At 65.8% G+C, this 24,972-nt stretch carries 26 protein-coding genes; 13 read left to right on the top strand and 13 right to left on the bottom strand.

The window, feature by feature from the left end; genetic code table 11:
- Positions 1–171 precede the first annotated feature (171 nt).
- The 3 genes from ACIA8C_RS19940 (at position 172) to ACIA8C_RS19930 (ending at position 3,947) form a co-directional block, all read left to right on the top strand.
- Positions 172–1,755: a sugar ABC transporter ATP-binding protein gene (locus ACIA8C_RS19940; protein ID WP_397136655.1), complete on the top strand. Its 1,584-nt coding sequence runs from the start codon at positions 172–174 to the stop codon at positions 1,753–1,755.
- A complete protein-coding gene (locus ACIA8C_RS19935) occupies positions 1,752–2,882 on the top strand; it encodes an ABC transporter permease (RefSeq protein WP_397136653.1) in 1,131 nt (376 codons plus the stop codon). Before ACIA8C_RS19940 ends, ACIA8C_RS19935 begins: the two co-directional genes overlap by 4 nt.
- A gap of 81 nt (positions 2,883–2,963) precedes the next feature.
- Positions 2,964–3,947 (top strand): substrate-binding domain-containing protein, encoded by a 984-nt coding sequence (locus ACIA8C_RS19930; protein ID WP_397136651.1) that lies wholly within the window; start codon positions 2,964–2,966, stop codon positions 3,945–3,947.
- On the opposite strand, the gene ACIA8C_RS19925 is transcribed toward ACIA8C_RS19930, so the two are convergent.
- Positions 3,911–4,333 (bottom strand): MerR family transcriptional regulator, encoded by a 423-nt coding sequence (locus ACIA8C_RS19925; RefSeq protein WP_397136649.1) that lies wholly within the window; start codon positions 4,331–4,333, stop codon positions 3,911–3,913. The genes ACIA8C_RS19930 and ACIA8C_RS19925 overlap by 37 nt on opposite strands.
- A 1-nt stretch (position 4,334) precedes the next feature.
- Positions 4,335–5,852, bottom strand: a complete 1,518-nt coding sequence (locus ACIA8C_RS19920) for a SulP family inorganic anion transporter (RefSeq protein WP_397136647.1) — start codon at positions 5,850–5,852, stop codon at positions 4,335–4,337.
- A 378-nt stretch (positions 5,853–6,230) separates the two neighbouring features.
- Between ACIA8C_RS19920 and ACIA8C_RS19915 the strand changes: the two genes are divergently transcribed.
- Complete coding sequence (locus ACIA8C_RS19915; protein ID WP_397136645.1) at positions 6,231–6,479, top strand: hypothetical protein; 249 nt, start codon at positions 6,231–6,233, stop codon at positions 6,477–6,479.
- Here the strand turns inward: ACIA8C_RS19915 and hrpB are convergent.
- The 4 genes from hrpB to ACIA8C_RS19895 form a co-directional block, all read right to left on the bottom strand.
- Entirely contained in the window at positions 6,476–8,908 is a 2,433-nt protein-coding gene (hrpB, locus tag ACIA8C_RS19910) for an ATP-dependent helicase HrpB (RefSeq protein ID WP_397136643.1), read from the bottom strand. The two genes, ACIA8C_RS19915 and hrpB, sit on opposite strands and share 4 nt — an antisense overlap.
- Before the next feature lie 22 nt (positions 8,909–8,930).
- Entirely contained in the window at positions 8,931–9,419 is a 489-nt protein-coding gene (locus ACIA8C_RS19905; protein ID WP_397137419.1) for an SMI1/KNR4 family protein, read from the bottom strand.
- Positions 9,420–9,466: 47 nt separating this feature from the next.
- Positions 9,467–10,645 (bottom strand): 4-hydroxybenzoate 3-monooxygenase, encoded by a 1,179-nt coding sequence (locus tag ACIA8C_RS19900; RefSeq protein WP_397136641.1) that lies wholly within the window; start codon positions 10,643–10,645, stop codon positions 9,467–9,469.
- A 123-nt stretch (positions 10,646–10,768) separates the two neighbouring features.
- Complete coding sequence (locus ACIA8C_RS19895; protein WP_397136639.1) at positions 10,769–11,545, bottom strand: AraC family transcriptional regulator; 777 nt, start codon at positions 11,543–11,545, stop codon at positions 10,769–10,771.
- 141 nt (positions 11,546–11,686) lie between these two features.
- Between ACIA8C_RS19895 and ACIA8C_RS19890 the strand changes: the two genes are divergently transcribed.
- Entirely contained in the window at positions 11,687–13,030 is a 1,344-nt protein-coding gene (locus tag ACIA8C_RS19890; RefSeq protein ID WP_397136637.1) for a family 1 glycosylhydrolase, read from the top strand.
- A 15-nt stretch (positions 13,031–13,045) separates the two neighbouring features.
- On the opposite strand, the gene ACIA8C_RS19885 is transcribed toward ACIA8C_RS19890, so the two are convergent.
- Positions 13,046–13,384: a hypothetical protein gene (locus ACIA8C_RS19885; RefSeq protein WP_397136635.1), complete on the bottom strand. Its 339-nt coding sequence runs from the start codon at positions 13,382–13,384 to the stop codon at positions 13,046–13,048.
- Positions 13,385–13,465: 81 nt separating this feature from the next.
- Entirely contained in the window at positions 13,466–14,239 is a 774-nt protein-coding gene (locus tag ACIA8C_RS19880) for a ferritin-like domain-containing protein (protein WP_397136634.1), read from the bottom strand.
- A 153-nt stretch (positions 14,240–14,392) separates the two neighbouring features.
- Here ACIA8C_RS19880 and ACIA8C_RS19875 point away from each other — a divergent pair, with 153 nt between their 5' ends.
- Positions 14,393–14,995 (top strand): HD domain-containing protein, encoded by a 603-nt coding sequence (locus ACIA8C_RS19875; protein ID WP_397136633.1) that lies wholly within the window; start codon positions 14,393–14,395, stop codon positions 14,993–14,995.
- 1,589 nt (positions 14,996–16,584) lie between these two features.
- On the opposite strand, the gene ACIA8C_RS19870 is transcribed toward ACIA8C_RS19875, so the two are convergent.
- Positions 16,585–17,169, bottom strand: a complete 585-nt coding sequence (locus ACIA8C_RS19870; RefSeq protein WP_397136632.1) for a flavodoxin family protein — start codon at positions 17,167–17,169, stop codon at positions 16,585–16,587.
- A gap of 147 nt (positions 17,170–17,316) precedes the next feature.
- Here ACIA8C_RS19870 and ACIA8C_RS19865 point away from each other — a divergent pair, with 147 nt between their 5' ends.
- From ACIA8C_RS19865 to ACIA8C_RS19845, 5 genes are all read left to right on the top strand, one after another.
- Entirely contained in the window at positions 17,317–18,063 is a 747-nt protein-coding gene (locus tag ACIA8C_RS19865) for a TetR/AcrR family transcriptional regulator (protein ID WP_397136630.1), read from the top strand.
- A 658-nt stretch (positions 18,064–18,721) separates the two neighbouring features.
- Positions 18,722–19,009 carry a hypothetical protein gene (locus ACIA8C_RS19860; protein ID WP_397136628.1) on the top strand — a complete coding sequence of 96 codons (288 nt, stop codon included), beginning with the start codon at positions 18,722–18,724 and terminating at the stop codon, positions 19,007–19,009.
- Positions 19,006–20,403, top strand: a complete 1,398-nt coding sequence (locus ACIA8C_RS19855; RefSeq protein ID WP_397136626.1) for a hypothetical protein — start codon at positions 19,006–19,008, stop codon at positions 20,401–20,403. Before ACIA8C_RS19860 ends, ACIA8C_RS19855 begins: the two co-directional genes overlap by 4 nt.
- A complete protein-coding gene (locus tag ACIA8C_RS19850) occupies positions 20,390–20,944 on the top strand; it encodes a hypothetical protein (protein WP_397136624.1) in 555 nt (184 codons plus the stop codon). Before ACIA8C_RS19855 ends, ACIA8C_RS19850 begins: the two co-directional genes overlap by 14 nt.
- Before the next feature lie 31 nt (positions 20,945–20,975).
- Positions 20,976–21,227, top strand: a complete 252-nt coding sequence (locus ACIA8C_RS19845) for a hypothetical protein (protein WP_397136622.1) — start codon at positions 20,976–20,978, stop codon at positions 21,225–21,227.
- An 89-nt stretch (positions 21,228–21,316) separates the two neighbouring features.
- Here the strand turns inward: ACIA8C_RS19845 and ACIA8C_RS19840 are convergent, their stop codons facing one another.
- The 4 genes from ACIA8C_RS19840 to ACIA8C_RS19825 form a co-directional block, all read right to left on the bottom strand.
- Positions 21,317–21,703, bottom strand: a complete 387-nt coding sequence (locus ACIA8C_RS19840) for a hypothetical protein (protein ID WP_397136620.1) — start codon at positions 21,701–21,703, stop codon at positions 21,317–21,319.
- A gap of 443 nt (positions 21,704–22,146) precedes the next feature.
- Complete coding sequence (locus ACIA8C_RS19835; RefSeq protein ID WP_397136618.1) at positions 22,147–22,716, bottom strand: cysteine hydrolase family protein; 570 nt, start codon at positions 22,714–22,716, stop codon at positions 22,147–22,149.
- Entirely contained in the window at positions 22,713–22,835 is a 123-nt protein-coding gene (locus tag ACIA8C_RS19830; RefSeq protein WP_397136617.1) for a hypothetical protein, read from the bottom strand. The genes ACIA8C_RS19835 and ACIA8C_RS19830 overlap by 4 nt, the downstream gene beginning before the upstream one ends.
- Before the next feature lie 346 nt (positions 22,836–23,181).
- Positions 23,182–23,634 (bottom strand): MarR family winged helix-turn-helix transcriptional regulator, encoded by a 453-nt coding sequence (locus ACIA8C_RS19825; protein ID WP_397136615.1) that lies wholly within the window; start codon positions 23,632–23,634, stop codon positions 23,182–23,184.
- 158 nt (positions 23,635–23,792) lie between these two features.
- Between ACIA8C_RS19825 and ACIA8C_RS19820 the strand changes: the two genes are divergently transcribed.
- On the top strand, positions 23,793–24,362 hold the full coding sequence (locus ACIA8C_RS19820) for an NADPH-dependent FMN reductase (protein ID WP_397136613.1): 570 nt from the start codon (positions 23,793–23,795) through the stop codon (positions 24,360–24,362).
- Positions 24,363–24,394: 32 nt separating this feature from the next.
- Positions 24,395–24,972: NAD(P)-dependent oxidoreductase (locus ACIA8C_RS19815; RefSeq protein WP_397136611.1), on the top strand; the 578-nt coding region annotated here is incomplete at its 3' end.

Genomic DNA, 24,972 nt, shown 5'->3' with positions numbered 1-24,972 from the left:
TTTCCTGGCAGCCAATGACCTTGACGGCTCGCCGCGTCGAAAATTACGGTAGCAGAGATCGATTTCTGAGACCGATGTCACACTGAGTGGAGCGGTCACCGTTCGCGGCGACGCCCACCGGTCGACGAGGGGGAGGGGTCAGTTGACACGCAACGGACCACGCGGAATCCCATGACCAGCACCGACGCTCGCCCGCCGCTGCTCGCGATGCGCGGCATCGTCAAGGAATTCCCCGGCGTGAAAGCACTGCGCGGTGTGCAACTGACGCTGCGCGGTGGCGAGGTGCTTGCGCTGCTCGGCGAGAACGGCGCAGGCAAGTCGACCTTGATGAACGTCCTCGCTGGGGTCTTCACCCCCGACGCGGGCAGCATCGAAATCGACGGCAGCCCGGTGCATTTGCGCTCCCCCAAGGACGCCACCCGGCACGGCATCGCGATGATCCACCAGGAGCTCAACCTGGTGCCCGAGCTGTCCATCGCCGACAACATCTTCCTCGGCCAGGAACGACGCACGATGCGCGGCACGCTGGACCGCACCGAAATGGACGCGCAGACCCGCCGCCTGCTCGCCAGGGTCGGCCTGGAGTTGAAGCCGCGCAGGCTGGTTCGGCAGTGCCGTCTCGCCGAGCAACAGCTCATCGAGGTCGCCAAGGCGCTCAACCATGACCTGAAAGTGCTGGTCATGGACGAGCCGACCTCCGCGCTCACCGAATCGGAGGTGGCGCGGCTGTTCACCGTCATCCGCACCCTGACCGAACACGATGTCGGCGTCGTCTACATCTCGCACCGGCTCGAGGAGCTCGAGGAAATCGCCGACACGGTCACGGTATTGCGCGACGGCGCGTACGTCGGGCAGCGATCGATGCGAACCACGAACCGGGCCGAACTCATTCAGTTGATGGTCGGCCGCCCGCTCGGCGAGCTGTTCCCGCGCGAGGCCGGCCAGCGCGTCGGCGGACAGGTGTGCCTGTCCGTTCGGCATCTGACGACCACGCCGACGGCGGGCAGCGATGCCGTGCCACTGCACGACGTCTCGTTCGACGTGGCCGAGGGCGAGATCGTCGGGCTGGCAGGCCTGATGGGAGCCGGCCGCAGCGAGGTCCTCGAAGCCATCTACGGCGCGGGCACCGGCGTCGACGCGACCATCGAATTGGCGGGTCGTCGCTACCGGCCACGCGGTCCGCGCCGCGCCATCGCCAACGGCATCGCCCTCGTCGCCGAGGACCGCAAGGCACAGAGCCTGATGCTCGCCAACAGCGTGCGCTTCAACGCGTCGCTGGCCGCGCTGAACCGCTATCTGCGCCCGTGGGGCACGGTCGACGGCAAACGGGAGCGCGCCGCGGTCGCGGCGAAAGTGACTGAGCTGAAGGTGAAGACGCCGTCGCTGGCCACCACCGTCGCCACCCTGTCCGGCGGCAACCAGCAGAAGGTCGTGCTGGCCAAGTGCCTGCTCACCCACCCGTCGGTGCTGCTCATGGACGAGCCGACCCGCGGCATCGACGTCGGTGCGAAGGCCGAGGTGCACGCCCTGATGGACCAGCTCGCCCGGCAGGGCACGGCGATCCTCGCGGTGTCCTCCGAACTGCTCGAACTGATCGGCATGTGCGACCGCATCCTTGTGCTCTGCGAGGGACGCCTCACCGGAGAGTTCAACCGAGATCCCGCGCGGGGCGCGCCGTTCGACCAGGAAGCGATTCTCGCGGCGGCGATGGCCAGGGCGCCCGCCATCCGCACCCGGCGAGAGGACCGAGCATGACCGACCAACTCTCCTCCGATAATCAGGGTTCCCTCGCGTCGCGAGGGTGGTTACGGCTGACCCGGCTGACGCCGTATCTCGGTGCGGCCCAGGGATATATCGGTTTGCTGCTGGTCATCGTCATCGGCATCAGCACCAAGGGTCAGTACTTCTGGAACCAGACCAACATCACCAACGCCATCACCGCGTTCTCCTCGCGCGGCATCCTCGCGGTCGGGGTCACCCTGGTGATCATCACCGCGGGCATCGACCTGTCGGTGGGATCGATCCTCGGCATCGGCTCGATGACCGCCGCGATGCTGCTGGTCGACCACAACCTCGACCCGTGGCTGATCATCCCGGCCTGTGCGCTGGTCGGCGCGTTCTTCGGATTGTGTAATGGGTTGGGCACCACGGTGCTTCGGATCCAGTCGTTCGTCATGACGCTGGCGATGCTGTCGATAGTCCGCGGCATCGATCGGCAGATCTCCGGCAATGTCGCCGTCGGCACCGCCGTGTACGACGAGAACGGGCACCTCACCCCCACCGCGTCCGATTTCGCCCTGCTCGGCACGCCAGGCCACACACTGTTCAAAGGAACCTGGCTGCCACTGTTCGGCACGTCCGGAATCCCTTATCCGGTACTGGCTTTGGTCGGCGTCTGCGTCATTGCCCAGCTCGTCCTGTCGAAGACCACCTTCGGGCGCCACATCTACGCGGTCGGCGGGAATCCGACTGCCGCACGGCTTTCCGGTGTCAATGTGACCCTGGTCGTGATCGCGGTGTTCACCCTGTCGGGCATGCTCGCCGGATTCGCCGGACCGATCGACGCCGCCTACCGCGCATCCGGCGACCCGCTGGCGGGCGCCGGATACGAGCTCGACGCCATCGCCGCCGCGGTCATCGGCGGTGCCAGCCTGGCGGGCGGAAAGGGCACCATCACCGGCACTTTCGTCGGAGCGCTCATTCTCACCCTGCTCGATAATGTGCTCGGTTTGAACGCGGTCAGCGACAACCTCCAGCTGATCATCAAGGGCCTGATCGTCGTGATCGCCGTGGTGCTGCAGCGGCCCGGCTTCTTCCGCGGTCTCAGCGGACCACTGGCGCGGTGGCTACCCCGTCGACCGGAGATCGTCACCCGCGAATAAGCGACGGCACCCGATGCCGTTTCCCGACCCGAGGCCCATCGAGCCGGAACCCCACCACCCATATCTGTTCCAGGAGTGAAAATGTCACCCACTCGTCGCTCGGTTCTCATGGCGATCGCGTTGTGCACGACCGCCGTTGCCGCCACGGCCTGCGCGTCCAGTCCGCCGGGCCCCTCAGACGGCGGCCAGTTCGTCGTCGGCTACTCGCAGTCGAACAACGCCGAGCCCTACCGTGCCCAGCTCAACCTGCAGCTGCAGTACTTCGCCAAACAGCATTCCGACCTCAAACTGCTGCCCATCACCGACGCGCACCAGGACAGCGCGACCCAGGTGAGCCAGGTGCAGAACTTCATTCAGCAGAAGGTCAACGCGCTCATCGTCTCGCCCAACGAACCCGCCCCGCTGACCGCCGCCGTGCAGCAGGCCTGCGACGCCAAGATCCCGGTGATCATCCTGGATCGCACCGTCAGCACCGACTGCTACAGCGCGTTCATCGGCGGCGACAACTACGTCATCGGCAAGCTCGCCGGGGAGGCCGCGGTGGCCGCGCTGCCCAACGGCGGTAACGTCGTCGAACTGCGCGGCATCCTGTCCGACCAGCCACAGGTCGACCGCGACAAGGGTTTCCGGGACGCGATCGCCGGCCACAACCTCACCATCATCGACGAGCAGGAAGCCAAATGGCTGAAGGCCAACGCCACCACGGTCATGCAGCAATGGCTGTCCAAGGGTGACAAGGTCGACCTCGTCTACGCGCACAACGACGACATGGCGCTCGGCGCCCAACTCGCCATCCAGGGCGCGGGCAAGGCCGGGGCCATCCAGATCATCGGCATCGACGGTCTGGCCATCCCCACCGGCGGCATCCGCGCCGTGCAAAACGGCCAGCTGCTGACCACTTTCGTGTATCCGACCGGCGCCGAGCAGGCGGTCGACACCCTGGTGAAGCTGCTGCACAACCAGGCGGTGGAGAAAAAGCAGGTGCTGTCGACGACGCGAGTGACGCCGGAGAACGCCGCGCAGATTTATCAGGAGTACGACATGTCCGGCAAGGTAGGCGGCTGAGTCCGCGCCAACAGCTGGGTGAACTCTTCGGCGTAGGCCAGTTGGCGGCGTAGCCGAACGCAGCTGCCCTCGGCTCGCTCCCGGCACTGCCGCACGTAGGCGCCGGCGTCCGCGCGTTCTTCAGCGGCAGAATCCAGCGCATCGAGCACCTCGACCGCGGTGAGCAGGCGGCGCATCTCCGCCAGGGTGAAGCCGAGCGGTTTCATGCGACGGATGACCAGCAGCCGATCGACGTCGGCCGTGGTGTAGAGCCGGAAGCCACCGGTGCTGCGCGCGGACGGGGTGATCAGGCCCACCTCGTCGTAGTGGCGAATGGTCTTGATCGACAACGCGGTTCGCTCGGCGACCGCACCGATTCGCAGGTAGCCCTGCTGGCTGGGGCGCACCTCAGTGGGTGCCGGTGAGGTAGCCGGACAGGCGTTCGCGGCGCTCCCGCGACGCGGCGTTGAGCCCGACGATCTCCACGTGCTTGCCCTTCGACCGATATTTGTGGGTGATGGCGTCGAGCGCGGCGACGGTCGAGGCGTCCCAGATGTGGGTCTCGCTCATGTCGATGACGACATTGCGCGGGTCGTCGGCATAGTCGAATTGCGCGAAAAGGTCGTTGCTGGAAGCGAAGAACAGCTCACCGCGCACCTTGTAGACACGGGTGTCGATGACGCCGTCCTGGTTCGTGTCGTCGTCGCGGACCGGGGTCACCTCGGTGAAGTGGGCGACGCGGTGCGCGAAGGCGACCATGGCGATGAGCACGCCGACGATGACACCGATCGCGAGGTCGGCGGTCAGCACGGTGACCGCGACGGTGACGACCATGACGGTCGTTTCGGCGATCGGCATGCGCCACAACGTCTTCGGCGCGATCGAGTGCCAATCCAGCGTCGTCACCGACACCATGATCATGACCGCGGCCAGGGCGGCCATCGGGATACGCGCGACCAGACCGCTCAGCGCCACCACCAGAATCAGCAGGAAGACACCGACTAGGAAGGTAGAGATGCGGGTGCGTGCACCGGCGATCTTCACGTTGATCATGGTCTGGCCGATCATGGCGCAGCCCCCGATGCCGCCGAAGAATCCGGTCACGATATTCGCCACGCCCTGACCCCAGGCTTCGCGCGACTTGTTCGAGGCGGTGTCGGTGAGGTCGTCGACCAGGTTCGCGGTCATCAGCGACTCCAGCAACCCGACAAGCGCCATCGCCAGCGCGTACGGCGCGATGATCGCCAAGGTGTCGAGCGTGAACGGCACCTGCGGGAACACCAGCGTCGGCAGGCTGGATGGCAACGCGCCCTCGTCGCCGACGGTCGGCAGCCGCAGCCCGAACGCCAGTGTCACGGCGGTGAGCGCGACGATCGCCACCAGCGGGGCCGGTATGACGGTGGTCAGTTTCGGCAACAACACGATGATCAGCAACCCGGCCGCGACCATTGGATACACCAGCCACGGCACCCCGAGCAGATGCGGCAATTGGGCGCTGAAGATCAGGATGGCCAGCGCGTTGACGAACCCGACCATCACGCTGCGCGGAATGAACCGCATCAGCTTCGCGACCCCGGCCGCGCTCATCGCAATCTGGAACACCCCGGCCAGCAGTACCGTCGCGATCAGATACTGCAGCCCGTGGTCGTGCACCACCGGCGCGACGACCAACGCCGTCGACCCCGCCGCCCCGGAGATCATCGCGCGCCGCCCGCCCGTGATCGCGATCATCACCGCCATGGTGAACGAGGCGAACAACCCGACCTTCGGGTCCACGCCCGCGAGGATGGAGAACGACAGCGCCTCCGGAATCAACGCCAGCGCCGTCACCAGCCCGGCCAGCGCCTCGATCCGCAATCGCTTCGGGCTCCGCAACGCGGAAAGTACAGACCAGTCGGCACTATTGGCGCGCTGCTCGGTAGTCACGTGGGAGAACTCCGTTCGTGGATCGTGCCCAGGCAGGCACAACCGGACGAGTGCCAGCTCGTCGGCGAAGGGTGGGGAGGGGCGTGATTCCGAGGGACGTCGGGCGGCGCTGCCCGGATGCGTCGCTGCTCAGCTATCGCTCAGCACGAGTAACCGTACTCTCCAGTCAGGGGAGAGTTGCAAGCCGAATTCGGTCGAACGTGGCCTAAATCTCATTGGCTCGTCAGTCCGTCGGCACACTGCCAGGGTGGGCATGTTCGCTGTCGTCGAGCCCTACCGCGCCCGGAATATATTGCGCTAGAGCGCTATTCGTCGCGTTCTACGATGGAGGCACGGGGTGTTGCGGACTCCCCCACGGCACGAATGGAGACCGGACTCATGTCGGACACGAACAAGCGCAATCTCGTCTATTTCGAAAATCCGTCCATGCGGGGGCTGTACGAGTGCATGGAAGAGTGGCAGCAGGCTGCTGGTCAGCGCCTGTTGTCGATCAGTATTCAGCACGATCGGGACAACTTCTGTTGCATCGCGTTGACCAATCCGACCGAGGTCGTGATCACCAGTCCCGACGGGCACAACCACGCGAACGTCAGCCGGTTCGGGATGCTCGCGGTGGACCCCGGCTAGCCGCGGCCCGCGTTGCGCGCGGTGCCGCGGTGCGCCGGGACGGTGGTGGGGTCCTCCGGCCAGGCGTGTTTGGGGTAGCGGCCGCGCAGGTCCGCGCGAACCTGGGGCCAGCCGGTGCGCCAGAAGGAGGTCAGGTCCGCGGTGACCGCGACCGGGCGTTGCGCGGGTGAGAGCAGGTGCAGCACGATCGGGACGCGGCCGCCGGCCAGGCGTGGGGTGTCGGTCCAGCCGAAGACCTCCTGCACCTTGACCGCGAGCACCGGCGGGTCGGTCGAGTAGTCGAGGCGAGGACGACTGCCGGAGGGGACCGTCAGGCGTTCGGGCGCGAGTTCGTCCAGGCGGGTGGCCTCCGGCCAGGGCAGTAGGCGGCGCAGTGCCTGTCCGGCGTCGATGCGTTCGAGGTGGGCGCGGGTTCGGGCGGTGGCAAGCTCGGGGCCGAGCCAGGTGTCGGCGGCGGCGAGCAACGACTCGTCATCGACTGCGGGCCAAGGGGTTCCGAGGGTTCGGTGCAGGAATTCGAGACGCTGACGTAAGGCGATCGCGTCGGAGCTCCAGCGCAGCACGCCGAGACCGGTCGCGCGCAGTCCACGACGTACCGCTGCGCCGAGCAATTCGCGATCGGGGTCGCGAATCTGTTTCTCCGACAGCACGATCGCGCCGAGCCGGGTTACCCGCCGGGCGACCACATTGCCGTCGATCCAATCGACCTCGTCGACGGTCGTCTGCAGGCTCGACGCGGCCCGGCGGGCCAACTGTTCGTCGGCGACCGCGGCCAACCGAACCCACCCATCGGAACGACCCGGATCGCGCGTCGCCACACCGACCGCCAGCCACTCCGCGTCACCCATTCCGGAGCCGGGCGGCAACGTCACCGCGGTGCCGCCGACCATGAGATAGCTCGCCGAACCCGGGCCGCGCCGTCGCGCCAGCCGCTCCGGATGAGCCAGTGCGACAACGAAAGCCGGATCGTCGACGCCGTCCGACGGGTCTACCAAGCGAGCCAGCCGCTCGACCTCCCGCTGCCAACGGCCCGGTCGCTCGCGGCGCAGCACCCGCAGACCGGCCGCGAGATCGACTCCGGCCGTGAGGGTGTCGTCGTCGAGGACGGTGACCACTTCTGCTGCCGCCCGCGCGCCGACCACGGCCGCCCCGTCGAGCAACGCTCGCGCCAACCGAGGGTGCAATCCGATCCGCGCGATGCGCCGCCCACGATCGGTCACCGCACCGTCGCCGTCCACGGCCCCCAACGCGCGCAACACATCCCGGCCCGCCGCCAACCCACCAGGCGGCGGGGCGTCCCACCAGGCGAGACCGTGACCGTCAGCCGTGCCCCAGCAGGCCAGCTCCAACGCCAACCGCGTCAAGTCCGCCGTCCTGATCTCCGGTTCCGGATAAGCAGGCAGCGTGCCGTTCTCATGCTCGGGCCAGCAGCGCCACACCCGCCCGGGAGCTTCACGCCCCGCACGCCCGGCGCGTTGTTCGGCCACCGCCGCCGAAACTCGAACTGTCGCAAGCCCGGACAATCCGCGCCCCCGATCGATGCGCGGCACCCGAGCCAATCCCGAATCCACCACCGCCCGCACGCCGGGCACGGTCAAGCTGGATTCCGCCACCGCCGTGGACAACACCACTCGCCGCCGCGCCCCGGCGCGCAACGCCGCGTCCTGCGCTGTGGCGGAGAGCCTGCCGTGCAACGGCAGCACATCCACGTCGTTCATGTCTGCCAGTAGTGTTGCCGTCCGGCGAATTTCGGCCGCCCCGGGCAGAAAGACCAGCACGTCACCCTCGGTCCCGGCGAGCGCGGCCCGGGTGGCGCGGGCCACCTGCGCCTCGACCCGCTCCCGCGGCAGCGACGGAACATACGTCGTCTCCACTGGGTACGCCCGACCCTGCACCCGCACCACCGGCGCGTCATTCAACAGAGCCGAAAGCCGTTCCGCCGCAACGGTCGCCGACATCGCGAGCACCCGCAGATCCGGCCGCAACCCGGCCCGAGCATCGAGCAGCAACGCCAACAGCAGGTCCGCGTCGAGATGGCGCTCATGACACTCGTCGAGCACCACCACATCCACCCCCGCCAACTCGGGATCGCCCTGCAGGCGGCGCACCAGCAACCCCGACGTGACGACCTCGATCCGAGTCCCCTTCCCGACCCGCCGATCCCCACGCACCGAATATCCGACGGTCTCCCCCACCGACTCGCCCAGCAGAGCAGCCATCCGCGCCGCCGCCGCGCGAGCCGCCAACCGCCGAGGTTCAGCCACCAGCACCCGTCCCACGGTCCCCGCCGCCAACGCCAACGGCACCAACGTCGTCTTCCCGGTCCCCGGCGGCGCGACCAGCACCGCGGTCTCCCGCGCCACCAACGTCCCGACAATACGATCGAGCGCACCACGAACCGGCAGATCAGGAAGCTCAGGCAGTTTCATTACCCACCAGTCTGCTGCGTCGTCACTCGAAGGACTCAGCCGCGGTAAGTCCCCGCAGAAACGTCTCGAAGTCCGCGGCCAGGATCACCGAACTCTCCCGATCCGCATCGAACACCGTCACTGCCGGTTCGCCCGCAGGCCCACAATCGCGATAATCCAATCCGACCCAGTAATGCCCGTCCCCGTCGAGCAACACGATCGGTGCGGGCAGCCCCCATTCCTGCACCAGATACGGCGTATCCAACACGGTCGTGCCACCGTCGGCACGACCGACACCCATGACCAGATCGATCGGCACGTAGGAGTCGAACCCGGCTGTCGGCGCTGAGACCGGCCAAGCGTTCCACCGTTTGGCAACAGTCCCGCCGTTCTGCACCCGCAGCAGCCGTACCAGCGAGGCAGGCAACGTAACCCGCAACTGGCTTTCGGCATCACGGACCGCTTTATCCGTCAGCGGACCGAGAACCCCGTAGTCGGAGTCACCCCAGAACGACTCCAGCACCTCATCCATCGTCACCACAGCGCGAATCATACGATCCGCCGATCGGGTGACTCGGACTAGTTCAGTCCGGTGATGAACCCACCGAACAGGCGGTTCGCCTCTCCGGACTCGAACAGACGCTCCAGGTCCGCCCTTGCCGTCTGACGCCGGAACTCACCTTGATACGAATCGTCGCCCGCGTTGTGCACCAATTCGGTCCACCACGCCGCGAAGGCCTGATAGTTCCAGACATGACGAAGGCACGTCGCCGAGTAACTGTCGAGCAGGCTCGAATCCCCGGTCTGATAGTGGATTACGGCCTTCGCGAACACCTCGGCGTCGTACATGGCCAGGTGCATTCCTTTCGCGCTCATCGGTGGAACGATGTGTGCGGCGTCCCCGAGCAGGTATAGCCGACCGTAGCTCATCGGGCTGTACACCACACTCCGCAGCGGAACCAGTTGCGTGCTGACGATCCGGCCCGTATTCGCCACGGGTTCACCGAAACGAATCTCGAGCTCTTCCCAAATGCGCTCGTCCGTCCATTGCGACGTGGAAGTGTCGAGCGGGCACTGCAAATAGAAGCGACTCGCGTGCGGCCCGCGAGCGAACTGCCCGGCGAATCCACGGGGATGCAGCGCCATCATCGACTGATGGTTGGCGGGAACCTCCGCCAGGACGGTCAGCCACGCGTACCCGTACTCGTGCGAGTACCGAGTGAGACTCGCGCTGGGGATGGCCGCCCTGCTCACGCCGCGGTCACCGTCACAGCCTGCGACGAACTCGCAGCTGAGCACCTTCGTGGCGTCCGCGCTGTCGCGATAACGTACGCGCGGATGTGCGTCGCCGGCAACGTTTTCCAGGGAAACCTCGGCCTCGAAACGCAGATCTCCGCCGTCGCTGATAAAAACGTCGATGAGGTTGCGCACGAGTACCTGCTGCGGGCAGAACCGGCCGTCGTTTTGATCGTCGGAGACGAATTCGAGCGGGCGTGTCTCGCCGTCGATCCGGAAATTCAGTACCGGCGCGACAGGGTCACCGCCCAACACCCTGTCTTCGATCCCCCATTCGCGGAACATGCGTACCGCCCGAGTATCGATTACCCCGGCGCGCTGCCGCTGCTCGACATACTCGCGGTCCCGCCTTTCGACAATGATGCAATCAATCCCACTGCGCAGCAGGAAATTACCGAGCGTAAGTCCGGCGACGCCCGCGCCGATGATTACTACAGTGGTGTTCTCGTACACTTCGGACATTATTGGGTGACTCCCTGAAAGATGGTGGCAATTCCCATGAACCGGGAATACCACCACGGTATGCACGCCCGCCTAGGCCTACCACCGGCTTCCGACCGCCTAACACCGGAAACCCGCCAAGCTCTAGCGTGCCCGCCGAAGGTCGCTCTGGTACCGGCCGGGCGTCTGGCCGACGATCGCGGTGAAGGCCTCGATGAAACTGGTCGGATTGGACCAGCCACACGCCAGCGCCGTACTCGTCACCGGCCGGCCGTCGAGCAGATGCACCAAGGCATGCTGGACGCGCAACAACGTCCGCCACTGATGGAAGCTCATCCCGAGTTCGGCTTGGAACAGCCGGCTGAGCGTGCGCTCGCCCGCACCGACCGCGCGCCCCAACTCGGCGAGGGTCGCCGACGTGGCCGGGTCGGCATGCAACAGGGCGGTGGCGGCACGTAGCCGATCATCGCGCGGTTCGGGAAGGTAGACGAACTGCTCCGGGATATCGGTCAGCTCGTCGAGCACCACCCGGCACAGCCGCTCCCTGGCCCCGGGCTGAAATGGACGATCGGTGGTGAGCGCTACCAGCACCTCTCGCAGCAGCGGCGTCACGGCGAACACGGTCGGCCTGCTCGGCAGGCCGTCACACCATTCGCGCGGCACCTCGAGCACGCGCACCTCGGTTTCCCCGTACGCGCGGTGACTGTGCTCGAATCCGGGAGGTGTCCAGGTGAGGCGATCGGCGGGCGCCACCCACGTGCCGAGTTCGGTGGTGGTGGCGAGCACACCGGTGGACGGATACAGGAACTGTCCCTGCCGATGTCGGTGCACGGCAACGTGCGTCCCGTGGCCCATCCAGCCACGCTTGGTCGTGTCGAAGTCGAACTCGGGTGAGGTCTGGCGGGTTTCCGGCATCTTCATCCAAAGTACCAGAACCATTGGCGCGCGAAACCGGCTGCGGCCCTGCCGCATTTGCGCACCACGGGCGGCGACTCGCGGAGCCGAACTCCGACTATCGCGCGATCCCGCGGTCGGCGGCGCGCGTCCAGTTACCCTGAGGTGATGCGATTCCGGTTCCGTAGCTATGCCTTGGCCATGCTCGCCGCCGCTGCGTCGACGATGCTGCTATGTACGAACGCGACCGCGGCCCCGCCGATTCAGCCGGTCGCCGCAGGGCTGGACGGGGGTTTCCTCTGGGGCGTCGCGTCCTCCGGATTCCAATCCGAAGGCCATGCGCCCGACAGCAATTGGACGCGCTACCTCCCGGCACACCCCGACTACGAGGGCCTGCAGGATTCGGTCGACTTCTACGACCGCTACGCCTCGGACATCGACTTGGCCGCCGGACTCGGCGCGCGGGTGTTCCGGATCGGGATCGAATGGGCTCGGGTGGAGCCGACGCCGGGCGGGTGGGACGAGAACGCCTTCCGTTTCTACGATGCCGTCATCGCGAAGATCGAGCAGGCGGGAATGCGTCCGATGATCACCCTCGACCACTGGGTGTATCCAGGCTGGGCGGTCGACCGCGGTGGCTGGCGCAATCCGGGCATGGTCGGCGACTGGCTGGACAACATGCGCACGGTGGTCGATCGTTACGCCTCGCGTAATCCGCTGTGGGTCACCGTGAACGAGCCCGCCGCCTATATCTCGCAGGAGATCCGCCTGGCCGGCGCCAACCCCGGCGACATGCTGGAACGGATCGCGCAGTCGCACAACGCCATCTACGACTACATCCACCAAACCCAGCCCGGCGCACAGGTGACCAGCAATGTCGGTTACGTCGCGGGCTCGGAGGACCAGGTCAACGGGGGCTACCTCGATCGCATCGGGGGCAGGCTCGATTACGTCGGCATCGACTACTACTTCGCCTACGATCCGGCGCAGTCAGTACTCAGTTCCATCACCAGGGCCCTCGGATCGGCCGCACCGAACCTGCCCGGCATGAACATTTGGGATCTGCCCGTGCGCACCGAGGGCATCTACTATGCGCTGCAGCACTATTCGCGCCGATTCCCAGGCAAGCCGCTCTACATCGTCGAGAACGGCATGCCCACCGACAACGGGCGACCCCGCGCCGACGGCTACTCTCGCAGCGATCATCTGCGCGACACCGTCTACTGGATCCAGCGCGCCAAGGCCGACGGCATGAACGTCATGGGCTACAACTACTGGAGCCTCACCGACAACTACGAATGGGGCAGCTACACACCACGATTCGGCCTCTACACGGTCGACGTGCGCACCGACCCCGGCCTCACCCGCCGCCCCACCGACGCTGTCGGCACCTACGCACAGCTCATCAACGACGGCGGCGTCCCCGCCGACTACCGCCCCACCCGCGCCCCCGCCCTGTGCGTCCTGGTCGACCCACCAGCCAGCTGCCTGACCCCGGCCGGGGCACCATAGTCGTTTTCGCGAGCTCTACTCGGTGCGCCGTCGGCGATCGCGAACGGTCACCGAGATCACCGATCGGGCCAGCGCGCGGAGATCATCGGGAATGCGCAGGGGTTCGACCGCGCCCTCGAAGCCTTCCAGGATCGCGCCGTCGGGCCAGCTCACTTCGTAGCGGTACCAGCAGCGGACCTCGCTCGGGTGGTACGGCAATTCGAGCTCCAGGCGCACCGCCATCTCGACCAATGCCGCCGCCACCTGCGCGGCGCCACCGGTATTGGTCACCTGCCACCACAGCGGGCTGCCCCGGTCGAACTCGGAGATTTCGACCAGGTACCTCAGCTTGCCCCTATCGCTGGTCTCGGTCACATCTGACACCCTGCCAGAACAGGCAGGCATGCCGAACCAAAACCGGTGCGCGGCGGCGCATCTCGCTGGGTTTATAGCAGACTAGTGCTTCGCCAGGCCGAGTGCCGCCCGCAACGGCACCGGCCCGCCGCCGGTGTGCGCCCGCGGACCCGCCGAAACGGCGGTCGGGACAATACCTTTGAACAAGGCGATCACATCGAGGACGAACCCGGTCCGGCTGACACCCAGTCGACGCAGCGCGGGCCCATGGTCCGCTGCGACCACCATCGTGGCCCCGACCAGCACAATCCACCACAGCAACACCGGAATCAGCCGGGCCGAGGCGGAGGTCTTCGCGAACGCGACCCGCAGCCGATGACAGTGGAACGGCACGTGCCGCAATTCGTCGTTCAGGATCAAACCGGCGACCTGGGCGGTCGACGTGTCGTCGGTGCCGTCACGCAGTGCGCGGTAATACCGCAGCGCGACCACCTCGGCCACCATCAGCACCATCAATTCCAGCCGCAACCCGAGCGCACGCCGGAGCCGCACAAAGACCGTGTCACTCCAGTGCGCGCGAATGGTCGGCGACCCACCGGCCGCCAGCAGCAGCCCCAACATCCGCGCGTGATTGATCTCCTCGGCGACGAACAGCCGCACGGCTGCGGTGTACGCCGGGTCCCCCGCGGCCTCGGCCTTGGCGATCAGGTTCGCCCCGTCCCCACTCTCCCCGACCTGGAACCGCTGCACACTACGAACCACCGCCGGTTCCAGCTTCGCACCCCGCCCCCACTCCGGATCTCCGGCGGCGGCACGGGCGACCTTCTTCGCCTCGAATTCGGTTGCCCATCGGGAAAATTCGTCCACACCCTGCATACCGACCTCCACATTCGTCGGCTCGCCGCGGCGGCGAGCGTCCCGGACACCCCGGTGCAGGCAAACCTAGACAGCGCTTGTGCAGGTCCCTGGCATCAAACGTGGAGATCCTGTGCAGAGACTTCGGCCCCACCCTGCTGGCACAATAACCCCGTGAAGCTCGAAGACATCGCGATCCCGGACTCCGCGAGCTGCCGCGCGGCCACCGAGGTAGCGGCCGCCTACTGCACGCCCGCTCTGTTCAACCATTCGGTCCGCTCGTACCTGTGGTCCGCGGGCCACGCCGAGCTCCAAGGCATCCCCTTCGACGCCGAACTGCTCTACGTCGCGGCACTATTGCACGACCTCGGCCTGGTCGAGGCGTTCGACAACGCCACCCTCTCGTTCGAGATCTCCGGCGGCCACCTGGCCTGGGTTTTCGGCGCCGCCGCCGGTTGGCCGGTGGCGCGAAGGAAGCGCGTCTCCGAGGTGATCATCGCCCACATGGCGGACAGCGTCGACTTCACAATCGACCCCGAAGGTCACCTACTGGAACACGGCACCGCCGTAGACATCTCGGGCCGAGGCGCCACCGAACTCCCACCGGAATTCCGGACCACCGTCCTGCAACACCACCCCCGACTCGACCTCCCCAAAGAATTCCTCACCTGCTTCCAAGCCCAAGCCGCCCGCAAGCCCCACACCTCCCCCGCCGCCGCCCTGCACAGCGGAATGTCCACCCGCATCACCACCAACCCCCTCGACCGGCACATGTAACACGCGAGTATTGGTTGATGCCTCACTCCCGCTCCGGAATTGGGGCTCACATCGGCTACCTGCTCAACTGGCTGATCGAGGCCATGGCCGCCCGATCCGGAGTAGGCGTCGGACGGCGCGCGGTGTTGGGTGCTGGATCGAAGTAGGTGGCGCGCCGTCCCATCCATACCTACAAGGTGGAACGAATATCGGGTCGTACCGTAACCGCTGGACGGCGGACCGCCGTCCGGCCGCCGAGTTCGCCCTCATAGAAACGGACTACATATGCTTCTGCGTATTGCCGCTCCGGCCGTCGTCTTAGCGTCCTTCCTCGCGGCCACTTTGGCTATCACCACCCCGACCGCTCACGCCGACAATATTCTGCCCACCATCGCAGCACGTGATGTCTCGAGCGGCGGCACTGCCTCGGCCAACCCCGTCAGACCCGTCGAGCAGGCCCAGCCAGACAACAGCAAGAGTGCGGACAAGGACAAGGGCGAGAAAGGAAAGGCGCACTCGAAAGGACGCTGCCACGGGTCTCCCTGCCCAGACTATTGCCACTACTGCACCGGATACTAGCTTGCTCGGTCCGGCGGAGATCTGCTCCGTCCTTAGATAACAATCGTTCGTCGGACACCGGACCGGTCGGGTGGAGTCGCGAGTCCGACCGTATCGGGCCGGTGTTCAACAAACGTGCCGAAAGTGGTTGATGCTCAACAAGTCCTGTCGGCTCCTCATGTCCGTTCCAGATCGGTTGGCCGGGCGCAGTCTCCCCCGATCGGTGAATCGCTTTGTGGCGGCGAGCATTTCCGCATAACCACCAGTGTCGGTAGCGTATCTGCCGGTGGCTAGAACTCGCCCGATGGAGTCGATGACCTCGATGGTGGCGGGACGCTTGTGTGGATCCATCCCAATGATGACAGTCATCGGTGTCCTCCCGTGCTCGGTGACCAGTGGTGTCCGTGCGGGGAGGCACCGCTAGTTCGAGCCGCGCAGACCCCTTTCCAGCCACTCCCGGCACGGCACCCGGTGGGAGGCAAGCCATTAACGAGCCACACCAATACCGACGGTGGGCAGCCGAATGAGTGAGCACCCCACCGGGCACCTAGACCAAATCCTGGCCTGGATCCGGTCCTGACACCAAGTGTCTAACTAGCCGAATTGAGTGCGTTGCCCCCGTGTTGACTGGCAGCCAATTGCGTGGCCGCGCATACCTTCATCGAACGAGCTGGGCGTCGCCTCTGAACAGCTACGGCCGGTGGAGTGCAGCGCAGAAGGTTGAGGGCCGCTCGTATGGGACGCCCCAGCACTGTTGCAGAAGCCACAGGTGGGACGGACTTGACTCGTTCTGTTGCGAACGACTGCGACACCGCAGCAGATCGCGGGCTGGCTGCGCCGAAACCCGCAGTCCAGCATGGGTTATGTGTCGCACGAGACGATCTACCGGGCCTTTCATCCAGGCTCGTGGCGAGCTGCGCCACGAGCTGACCCGCTATCTACGCACCCACCGGGCCATGCGTCGGCCGAAAGTCAAGCGTGAGCCCGACGGCCGCGGCATCGCAGTCGGTGAGCCGGAAGGTTCGGTGCCGCCGCCCCTGCTGTGCGCAGCGCTATGGCGCGACCGGATGCTGGTAGCGCAGAGCCTGCGTTGCGACCCGGGCACCGAGGTGGCGGGCGGTGGTGAGGTCGGCGGCGTGGACGGCGTCTGGGCCCTGGTCATTCCAGCTTTGGGCGCCCGCGCCGAGGTAGAAGCCGAGCCGGTTGTCGTCGTGCTCGCTGCTGGTGGTCGTGTTCCAGCCGGGCAGCAGGCCCAGGCTGACCCAGTGCATGCCGTGTTGGGCGGCCAGCAGGGCCAGATACTGCAGCGTGTGCAGCTTGTCGCCGCTCATCGATCCGGAGTTGGTGAACCCGGATGCGAGTTTGTCCAGCCATTGCTGGGTCATCCAGCGCTTGGAGGTCGCTTCGGCGAATGCGTGGAACGCCCCGGATGCCGATCCCATATAGGTCGGTGTTCCGAAGATGATCGCGTCAGAGGCGTCGAGGAGCGCCCACTTGTCCTCGTTCATGTCGGCGACGTCGACCATGTCGGCGCGGGCGCCGTGCAACGACTTGACGCCGTCGTGAACGGCCCTGGCGAGTTCGAGGGTGTGGCCGTAACCGGAATAGTAAGCGATGGCGACGTGAACGGATCGCATGCTCGAGCCTTTCGATGATCGGTGAGGGTGAACTCGGACATGGCCGCAGACTTCTGGGCCACCCGGCTCCCAGACGTTGACGTTGATAACGTTATTCTGATGACAGTGTCATTGTCAATGTCAACACTTTGTCGTTATCATCGAAACATGGCTTCCAGTGACCGGCGCACCGGTTCGGACGATCAACGCGAGCACATCCTGGTCGCGGCGGTGGAACTCCTCGACGAGGTCGGGCCGTCCGGGCTGTCCACCAGAGCAGTCGCGACCGCGGCCGGGGTGCAGACACCGACGTTGTATCGCTTGTTCGGCGACAAGGACGCGCTGCTCGACGCGGTCGCCAGTTTCGGTTTCGAGAGCTATCTCGCCGAGAAGCGCGCGTTCGTGCCCAGTCGGGATCCAGTCGAGGATCTGCGTCGAGGCTGGGAGACGCATGTGGAGTTCGGGTTGGCCAACCCTGCCATCTACACGTTGATGTACGCGAACCTGCGACCGGTGCGCCACCCGGCGGCGGTAACGGAGAATCGGGCCATCCTGCGCGCCATGCTCGACCGCGCGAACCAGCAGGGGCTGCTCCGGGTACCGGTCGAGGCGGCCATGGTAGCCATCGAGTCATCCACGACCGGCGCGGTTCTGTTCCTACTGGCCCAACCGGAACCGGCGCGGGATGCTCAGTTGATCCGGCCGCTGCGCGACATCGTGCTCGACGCCCTCACCGAGCAGGCCACACTCCGCCCCACCGACCCCATCGCCGACCGCACGCGGTCACTGCTCGGAATCATCACCCCGATGCGCGATGTCGACCCCGTGACAGAGGCGGGCTTCAGCGTCTTCGAAGCTGGCTTGCTGCGCGAATGGCTCGCACGACTCGACAACGCCTACCGAACCCACCGATAGCGCCGCGTGGACGACCGACTTGCTGATCTCCTGACATCGAGACCGTGATCGATTTCTGGACAGGGCACTCGCCGCTCAGGCAACCTGAGCTTCGCGCAGACGGCGCGTGCCAATATCCGCTCATGCCGCGTATCGCGCGTTCAGGAACGTCCGTATCTGCCACATATCGCGCGCGGCTAGGGCGAGATCTGCTGTGGCTCAGCAGATCCTGTATCGCCGATGAGGGAGTGATGGTGCGGCTCGCTGTGGCTCCCCGCCGCGTCGTCAACGACGGGGTTCATGGCAATTCCGGCCACACCATGGTCGCCGAGACCTACCTCGATCCGCCATGGGGACCGCTTGGCAGCAGCGAACTGGCACACCCCGCACGGCATGTAGGAATCCTTCCCGCAGAACATCTTTGACGAGGAAACCGCACTAGCGTAGCCCCCTGAATCGGGGGCAAGAGGTGAATCTCGGTGAGCGATAGCATCGGTGCCTACGCATTACACGAATCAATTGGTGGTGCGCCCGGGGGGAGTACTCGATGCCAGAAAAGATTCAGGCCCCTCGGCTCTGCCGCGGAACCGATTCGCGAATCGCAGATTCGATCACCGGTGACAAACCCGGTAGACGGCACAGACCGTATCGGCGCGTGCGGGGATAGGGGTCACAGACTGTGAGCGGGTACGAGGTCCAGATCAGTCAGCTACGAGCAGCGGCCAAGGCGGCAGGATCTGCTGCGGAACAGGCTATTACGGTAAACCCAGGTACCGGCTTGGATGCGATCGCGACGGCATTGCCAGGTGGCAATGCGGCAAAGAACGCGCCCACTCTGGCATCGACGTTCAATGAGCGCGCCAAGGGGTGGGCAGGCGAGATCGGCCAGTGGGACGAATCGATCACGTCGGCCGCGAAAATCTACTCCGAGAACGAGGTCGAGGCGAAAAAGGCTTTCGGGAAATGACTATCGGCTACGACGACGTCGGTAAGTGGGACGCGGGAGCGCTCGATACCTCGGCCACCAACCTGCGCGGGCGGCGGGACAAACTCATCGGGCTACAGGACGAACTCGACGACGCCAGGCGATTGCCCGAATGGCACGGCCCCGCAAGCGAACGCGCGCGCGGTTCGCTGGGAAACACGCGGAACAACGCCGAGATCCTGATCGCGGAGCTGTCCGCCGTCGAACGCGCGCTACAGGATGTGTCGGACGACGTGTCCGCACTGAAGACCCGAGTCGCCAACAACGACGCCCTAGCCAACACCTACCAGTTCGGCATCGCGGCCAACGGCGCGATCGTGGACAACAAACCCGCCGACCCCCCGCCGAAGTCGCGAACCGAGGCCGAAGACCGTGGCGAGATCCGGCAGCACCGTGAAACCATCAGGAAGCAGCTCGAGCAGGAAACCAAGGCGATACTCACCACGGCGACCAACATCGACGCCACCCTCGCCGGGGTGATGCAACTCGCGCAGGACCGTAAGATCAGCGACCACGGAGCGACCACCCTGGACGGCGCCAGGAAGGGCGGGGAGATCGACGCCCAGGTGGCCGAGATGGAGCAGGCGCTGCGCGACGCCGGACTGCTGACCGGGCCGCCGGTATCCGGCTACTACCGGCAATGGCTGGAGAACGCCGTGCGCCGGGGCGTTTCGCTCGACACGATCAAACAGATCATCGCAGAACACCACATCACGCCCGCGGACTTCAAGATCCTCGACAGAATGGAAGAGATCCGCGAGGACGAGGACGGCGACGGGATCTTCAAGTCGTACTTCCTGATGCCGACCGACTTCAGCGGGGACGACGCCGCCAAGGCGGTGCGGATGACCTACATCTTGAACGCGGGCACCGACTACGGCACCGAAGGCGAAAAGACCGACTTCCCACCGACTCCGTACGGATCCGCGGAACTGCGGCGGATCACCGACCGCCAACGGGAGAATTCCTGGAGTTACGACGACGATGTGGGGTTCGTGCATGGCAACGGTGGGCGGTTGGCGACCACCCCGAACGGCATGATGATGGGCTTGGGCGGGAACTTCATCCAGGACATGTACAGCCAGCACGGCGGAACGACCTGGGGCGACACGTTCATGCTGAACATCGACGACCCGAAAGATCCCGCGCAGCAAATTCGAGAGGTGGCAAGGTCGGGCTACGCGTGGTACGAGAACGACAACGGCCCCTACCGAGGGAATCTGGACATCGACCGACTGCTGCACCACGAGGAGCGCCACTCCCGGCAATGGGCGGACGAAGGCTACACAGGCTTCCTCGCCTCCTATGCGTGGGAGCAACTCACCGGCGGCAACGAGACCGAGGAAGACGCGGGACTTTCCGATGGCGGATACTAGGCGGCTGCGGGTCGCCTGCGTTGCACTACTTCTGGCGGCGGTGACCGCGGCGTGCGACACCAAGGCGCAGTTCGCGCCGTCGCTGCCACCGGCGGCCGGGTTCCGCGTCGACGACGGCGTCCTGAAACTGTGGACGGGCACCGTGTGCGATGGGGTCACCGGCCTGACGTTGATCTTCGACTCCGGCACTCAGCAGAGCACGGAGCAGGTGTGGACGGCGCCGCGGCCGGGGGTGCCGGTAGAACGCATGGATCTGCTGCGGACGACCGGGCCTCCCGCCCCCGACAGCGGTGGATCTTTGCAGGTCCAGAAGCCGCTGCCAGCGGACTACGACTGGACCAAGGCCGGCTCGCTCAACTTCTCCGTCGACGGCCCGAAAGCGTACGGTGCGAGGGTCGACGTCGCCCAGATCCTGCGCGAGTCGGCCCGGCATCCCTCCGGAAGCTATCTGTTCGGCCAGCGCGGCTGGATGGACGCGTCGGACGTGCAGCGCGAGAACCAGAAGTCGTTCCTGACCATCTGCACCCCTGACCCGAAATGATTGCGACACAACCCAACCCGCGGAGCCGAGCATGGACACACCGGATACCACTACCCGGACAAGCGTCCCGCGGACAGTGCTCCGGTACCTCCTGCTCAGCACGTTCGCCTGTACCACCACGTTGATCGTGCTGCTCGTCGGCGAGGCGATGCTCAGCGCCACCGGATTGCTGTTCGATCCGCACGGCTACGGAATGTTCGCCGGAATCTTGTTCGCGGCGATCTTGACCCCGCTCGCCCTGGCGCTGTGGCTGCTGTACCGATCACTGCGACAACGCAATTGACAAGCGTTCTGCGCATTCACCGTGCCCCCGATGGGGCGCGGAGGTCCGTCTGCGCGATCTGCCGTGCAGCGAGTAACCGCCGGGCCGATTCAGGCCCGATCGGAGACCGGTAGGAACAGCGCCTCGAAAGGCGGATCGCCCAGCGCGACGGTGCTGTGCCCGAGCCCGTCGGTATCGGTCGCCAGCACCAGGTCGCCCGGGCCGAACACTCGTTTCTCACCGCTGCCGGTGGTTACCTCGATCGCGCCACGCACCATCACCACCCACTGTCGACGCGGCGCAGGATGTGGCGCACTGTCGAATCCCCCACTACGCACGAAAAGTGCTCCCGCAGCGCTCAATTCGCCGATTTCCATCGGCGGTACGCCCGCCGCGACCGTTCGTGCTGTGAGCGCAAACTTCTCATCGACGAACGACGAACCCCCGTCCGGGGTGCTCTCGATTCGGGTGTACCGCAAAATCTCTCGTTGACTCACGGCAATAACTCTGCAGCAGCCATGCCGCCCCGGGCGATTCCCGCGGAGGAATGGACAACCTGCGGCCGATCGGAGCCTGTTGCCACACCCCGACTTCAGTCGAGACAGATAAGTTCTCATGCCGCCGCGAGATCGATCAGAGCGCGGTCACCGAGCGGGCGCGGCCCGAGCAAGGTGAACGGGCAGAGGTTATCTCGGGCAGACTTCTGCCTATGAGCGGCAATGACGTAGACGTAAGGCATTTACTCGACAACCTGTGCGTCGACCTGGGATTCTGTCTGCCATCGGCGAAGAGACGAAGCCTATGCGAATCGCCTCCTACGGACATCGATTCTTTTACCGACGCGGTTTTCGACGCTGAGGGCATGGATCCATACGGGGACAAGCACCTTCGCGGGTTGGTCCGTCAGCAGGTTATGCGCGCCTTTCAACGTGGATAGGCGTCAGGTTCGTGGTGTCTTCTGGCTTGCGAAACCCCAACTGGCGCAGGACACAACCTCGAATCCGCGGCTGGGGAAGACGGCATCCATGAAGAAGTCGTGCATTGCCGGGTCACCGTCGGCGCAGCCATCCCGCAGGACGGTTACCCGATAGTCACGGTCTGCCCCGTCATAGCATGTAGCGGCGACCATCGCGCTTGTCGCGACTCCAGCGACCGCGAGCGTGTCCACGCCGTGCGCACGCAGTACCAGGTCCAGGTCTGTGCCCGCGAACGCGCTGGCGCGGCGCTTCAGTACAACGACGTCCTGCTCGGCGACCGGCAGATCGATCTCGGTTCCGGCCGAGTTCTCATGGAACGAGTGACCAGCTTCGTAAAACGATCTGAACAGCGCATTGCCCGGCGGCAAGTCGGCCCCGTTGGGCCGGAAAGCGAAGTGCACGAACACCACCAGAGCACCAGCGGCGCGAGCACGCGGAAGCAATTCGGTGAGCGGCGCAACCACGTCACGGGCGAACGGATAGCCGCCGGTGATGCCCCGCTGGACATCTCCGATGATCAGCGCGGTGGTCACAGCAGACTCCCACTCAGCCGCTCCTGCGGGGACAGCTGGTCCGGATCCATCCATAGCTGACCATGCCTGAACGGAAGCCGGAGCAGGAACAGCCGCACCGGCATTTCAATGACATCCACACACCCCAGCGTAGGAGACTCCGCCCATGGGTTACCAATCGAATCCACGCCGATCGAAGCGGCAGTCCTGGGTGACCGGCGGACCAAAGCCGTTGCAGCTCAGAAACGTCCGGTGGTGCTGATTTGCGTGCGTCTTGGTTCGGCGTACCCGGAACGCCGATGACATGTGGGGACCGCACGTGACACTACCCGCGGCGCTGGTTGACACTCTCTGTCAAAACCGTGACGATCGGCACCGCGGTGCCGCCTACGACCACGACGGTACCCTGACTGCTTTGATCCTCCTTCGTCCCCGAACATCACGCGGCACCGAACGTGCAATCGCGGCGCTAGGCATCGAGGACGCTCACACCGGGATGGCGTGCTGGGTGACGTAATGCAGGATCAGTGTTTCGATCGATCGGCGGAACGAGCCCTGCTGCCGCTCGCTCAAAGTGCTTGCCAGATCCCCGATCTCGGCTCGGACCGCGTCGCGCACCAGATGCACGACGGCTCGGCCGGCGGCGGTGACGGTGACATGGACGGCGCGCCGGTTTCCGGGGACGGCGATCCGTCGCACCAAGCCGCGCCGCTCGGCTCGATCGACCAAGCCGCTGACGCTGGACTTCTCCAGTTCCAGGATGCCGGCCAGCTGCTGCATGCCGATCTCGCGATCGTCGAGTATTGCGAGCATTCGCAACTGGGTGACCGATAACCCTTGCTGGCCGGCGAGGCGGCCCAGGACCGCCTGCAGGATGAACGACAGCTGGATCAGCCCGTCGACCAAGTCCGGCGCTGGATCGGGTGCGTCAGTGATCACAGTAAGTCAGGTTAGCTTGATTTGGTTCGTGATACCAACTACTTTGATTCGTGACACGAACAGTACTTGGGACGAACAATGAAGTAGGCCTGAGCGGGGTCGGCCGCACACGGTGCCGCCGGGCTCGACCCGACCGGAATAGGGAAAGAAGCAGTCCTATGACGGATCAGAAACGCATCGCCGTCGTGATCGGCAGCACCCGCCCCGCCCGTATCTGCGCAGGCATAGCCACCTGGGCACGCGACACTCTGCGGGAGGAGAGCGATCTCGACTATGACCTGCTCGATCTCGCCGAGGTCGGGCTGCCGTTCCTGGACGAGCCCCGCCGGGCCGCGCTGCAGCAGTACGAGCATGAACACACCCGGGCCTGGAGCCGGCTCGTGCAGAGCTACCACGGCTTCTTTTTCGTCTTCCCGCAATACAACTGGGGCTACCCGGGGGTGCTGAAGAACGCACTGGACTACCTCTACTGGGAATGGCGCGACCGGCCCGCGAGCGTGCTGACCTACGGCACCCACGGAGGCAACAGGGGCGCCGAACAGCTCATCGGCGTCCTGCACGGACTGCACATGCGACTGCTCGACACCCGCGTCGAAGCCGTCATCACCGAGCAGGACGTGGACGAAAACTGGCAACTGCGCGACCTCGACGCCACGCTCCACCCGAACCGGGAACTGCTGCGCAAGATCGGTACGGAAATGTCGCGCGCGCTCGACAGCAACTCATGACCGCAGTCCTTGCGGAGAACGGAGGAACAATCATGACAACTCGCCAGGTGGGCTTCATCGGGCTCGGGAAGATGGGCGGTGCCATCGCGGGCCGACTGCTCGATGCCGGTTACGACGTCACCGTGTGGAGCCGGACCGCCGCCAAGGCAGACGACCTGCTGGCGCGGGGCGCGACGCTCGCCGACCGCCCCGAGGACGCGATCGCCACCGGGATGGTCTTCTCGATGCTGAGCAACGAAGAGGCGGTGCGGCAGGTGTTTACGGCGGAGCGGATCCGCTCCGCGCCGGAAGGCTTCGTGCACGTCAACCACGCGACCATCAGTCCGGGCGCGGCTCGCGAGTTCGCCGCGAACGGCGGGGGTTACCTCAGTGCCCCGGTGGTCGGCCGGCCCGAGGCGGTGGTGGCCGGGAAGCTCGCCGTCATGATCTCGGGCGACGCGGACGTCCGAGCCGCGGCAGCACCGATACTCGCCGCACTCGGCCGCCGGGTGTGGGACTTCGGCGACGCCGTGGACGCCGCCCCGACGGTGAAGATCGCGGTCAACTACTTGATCCTGCACGCGTTGCAGGCACTGTCCGAATCGATCACCCTGCTGCAGCACGCCGAGCT

Source organism: Nocardia sp. NPDC051321 (assembly GCF_044455225.1).
Lineage (GTDB): Bacteria > Actinomycetota > Actinomycetes > Mycobacteriales > Mycobacteriaceae > Nocardia.
This window is presented reverse-complemented; position numbering and strand designations above follow the sequence as displayed.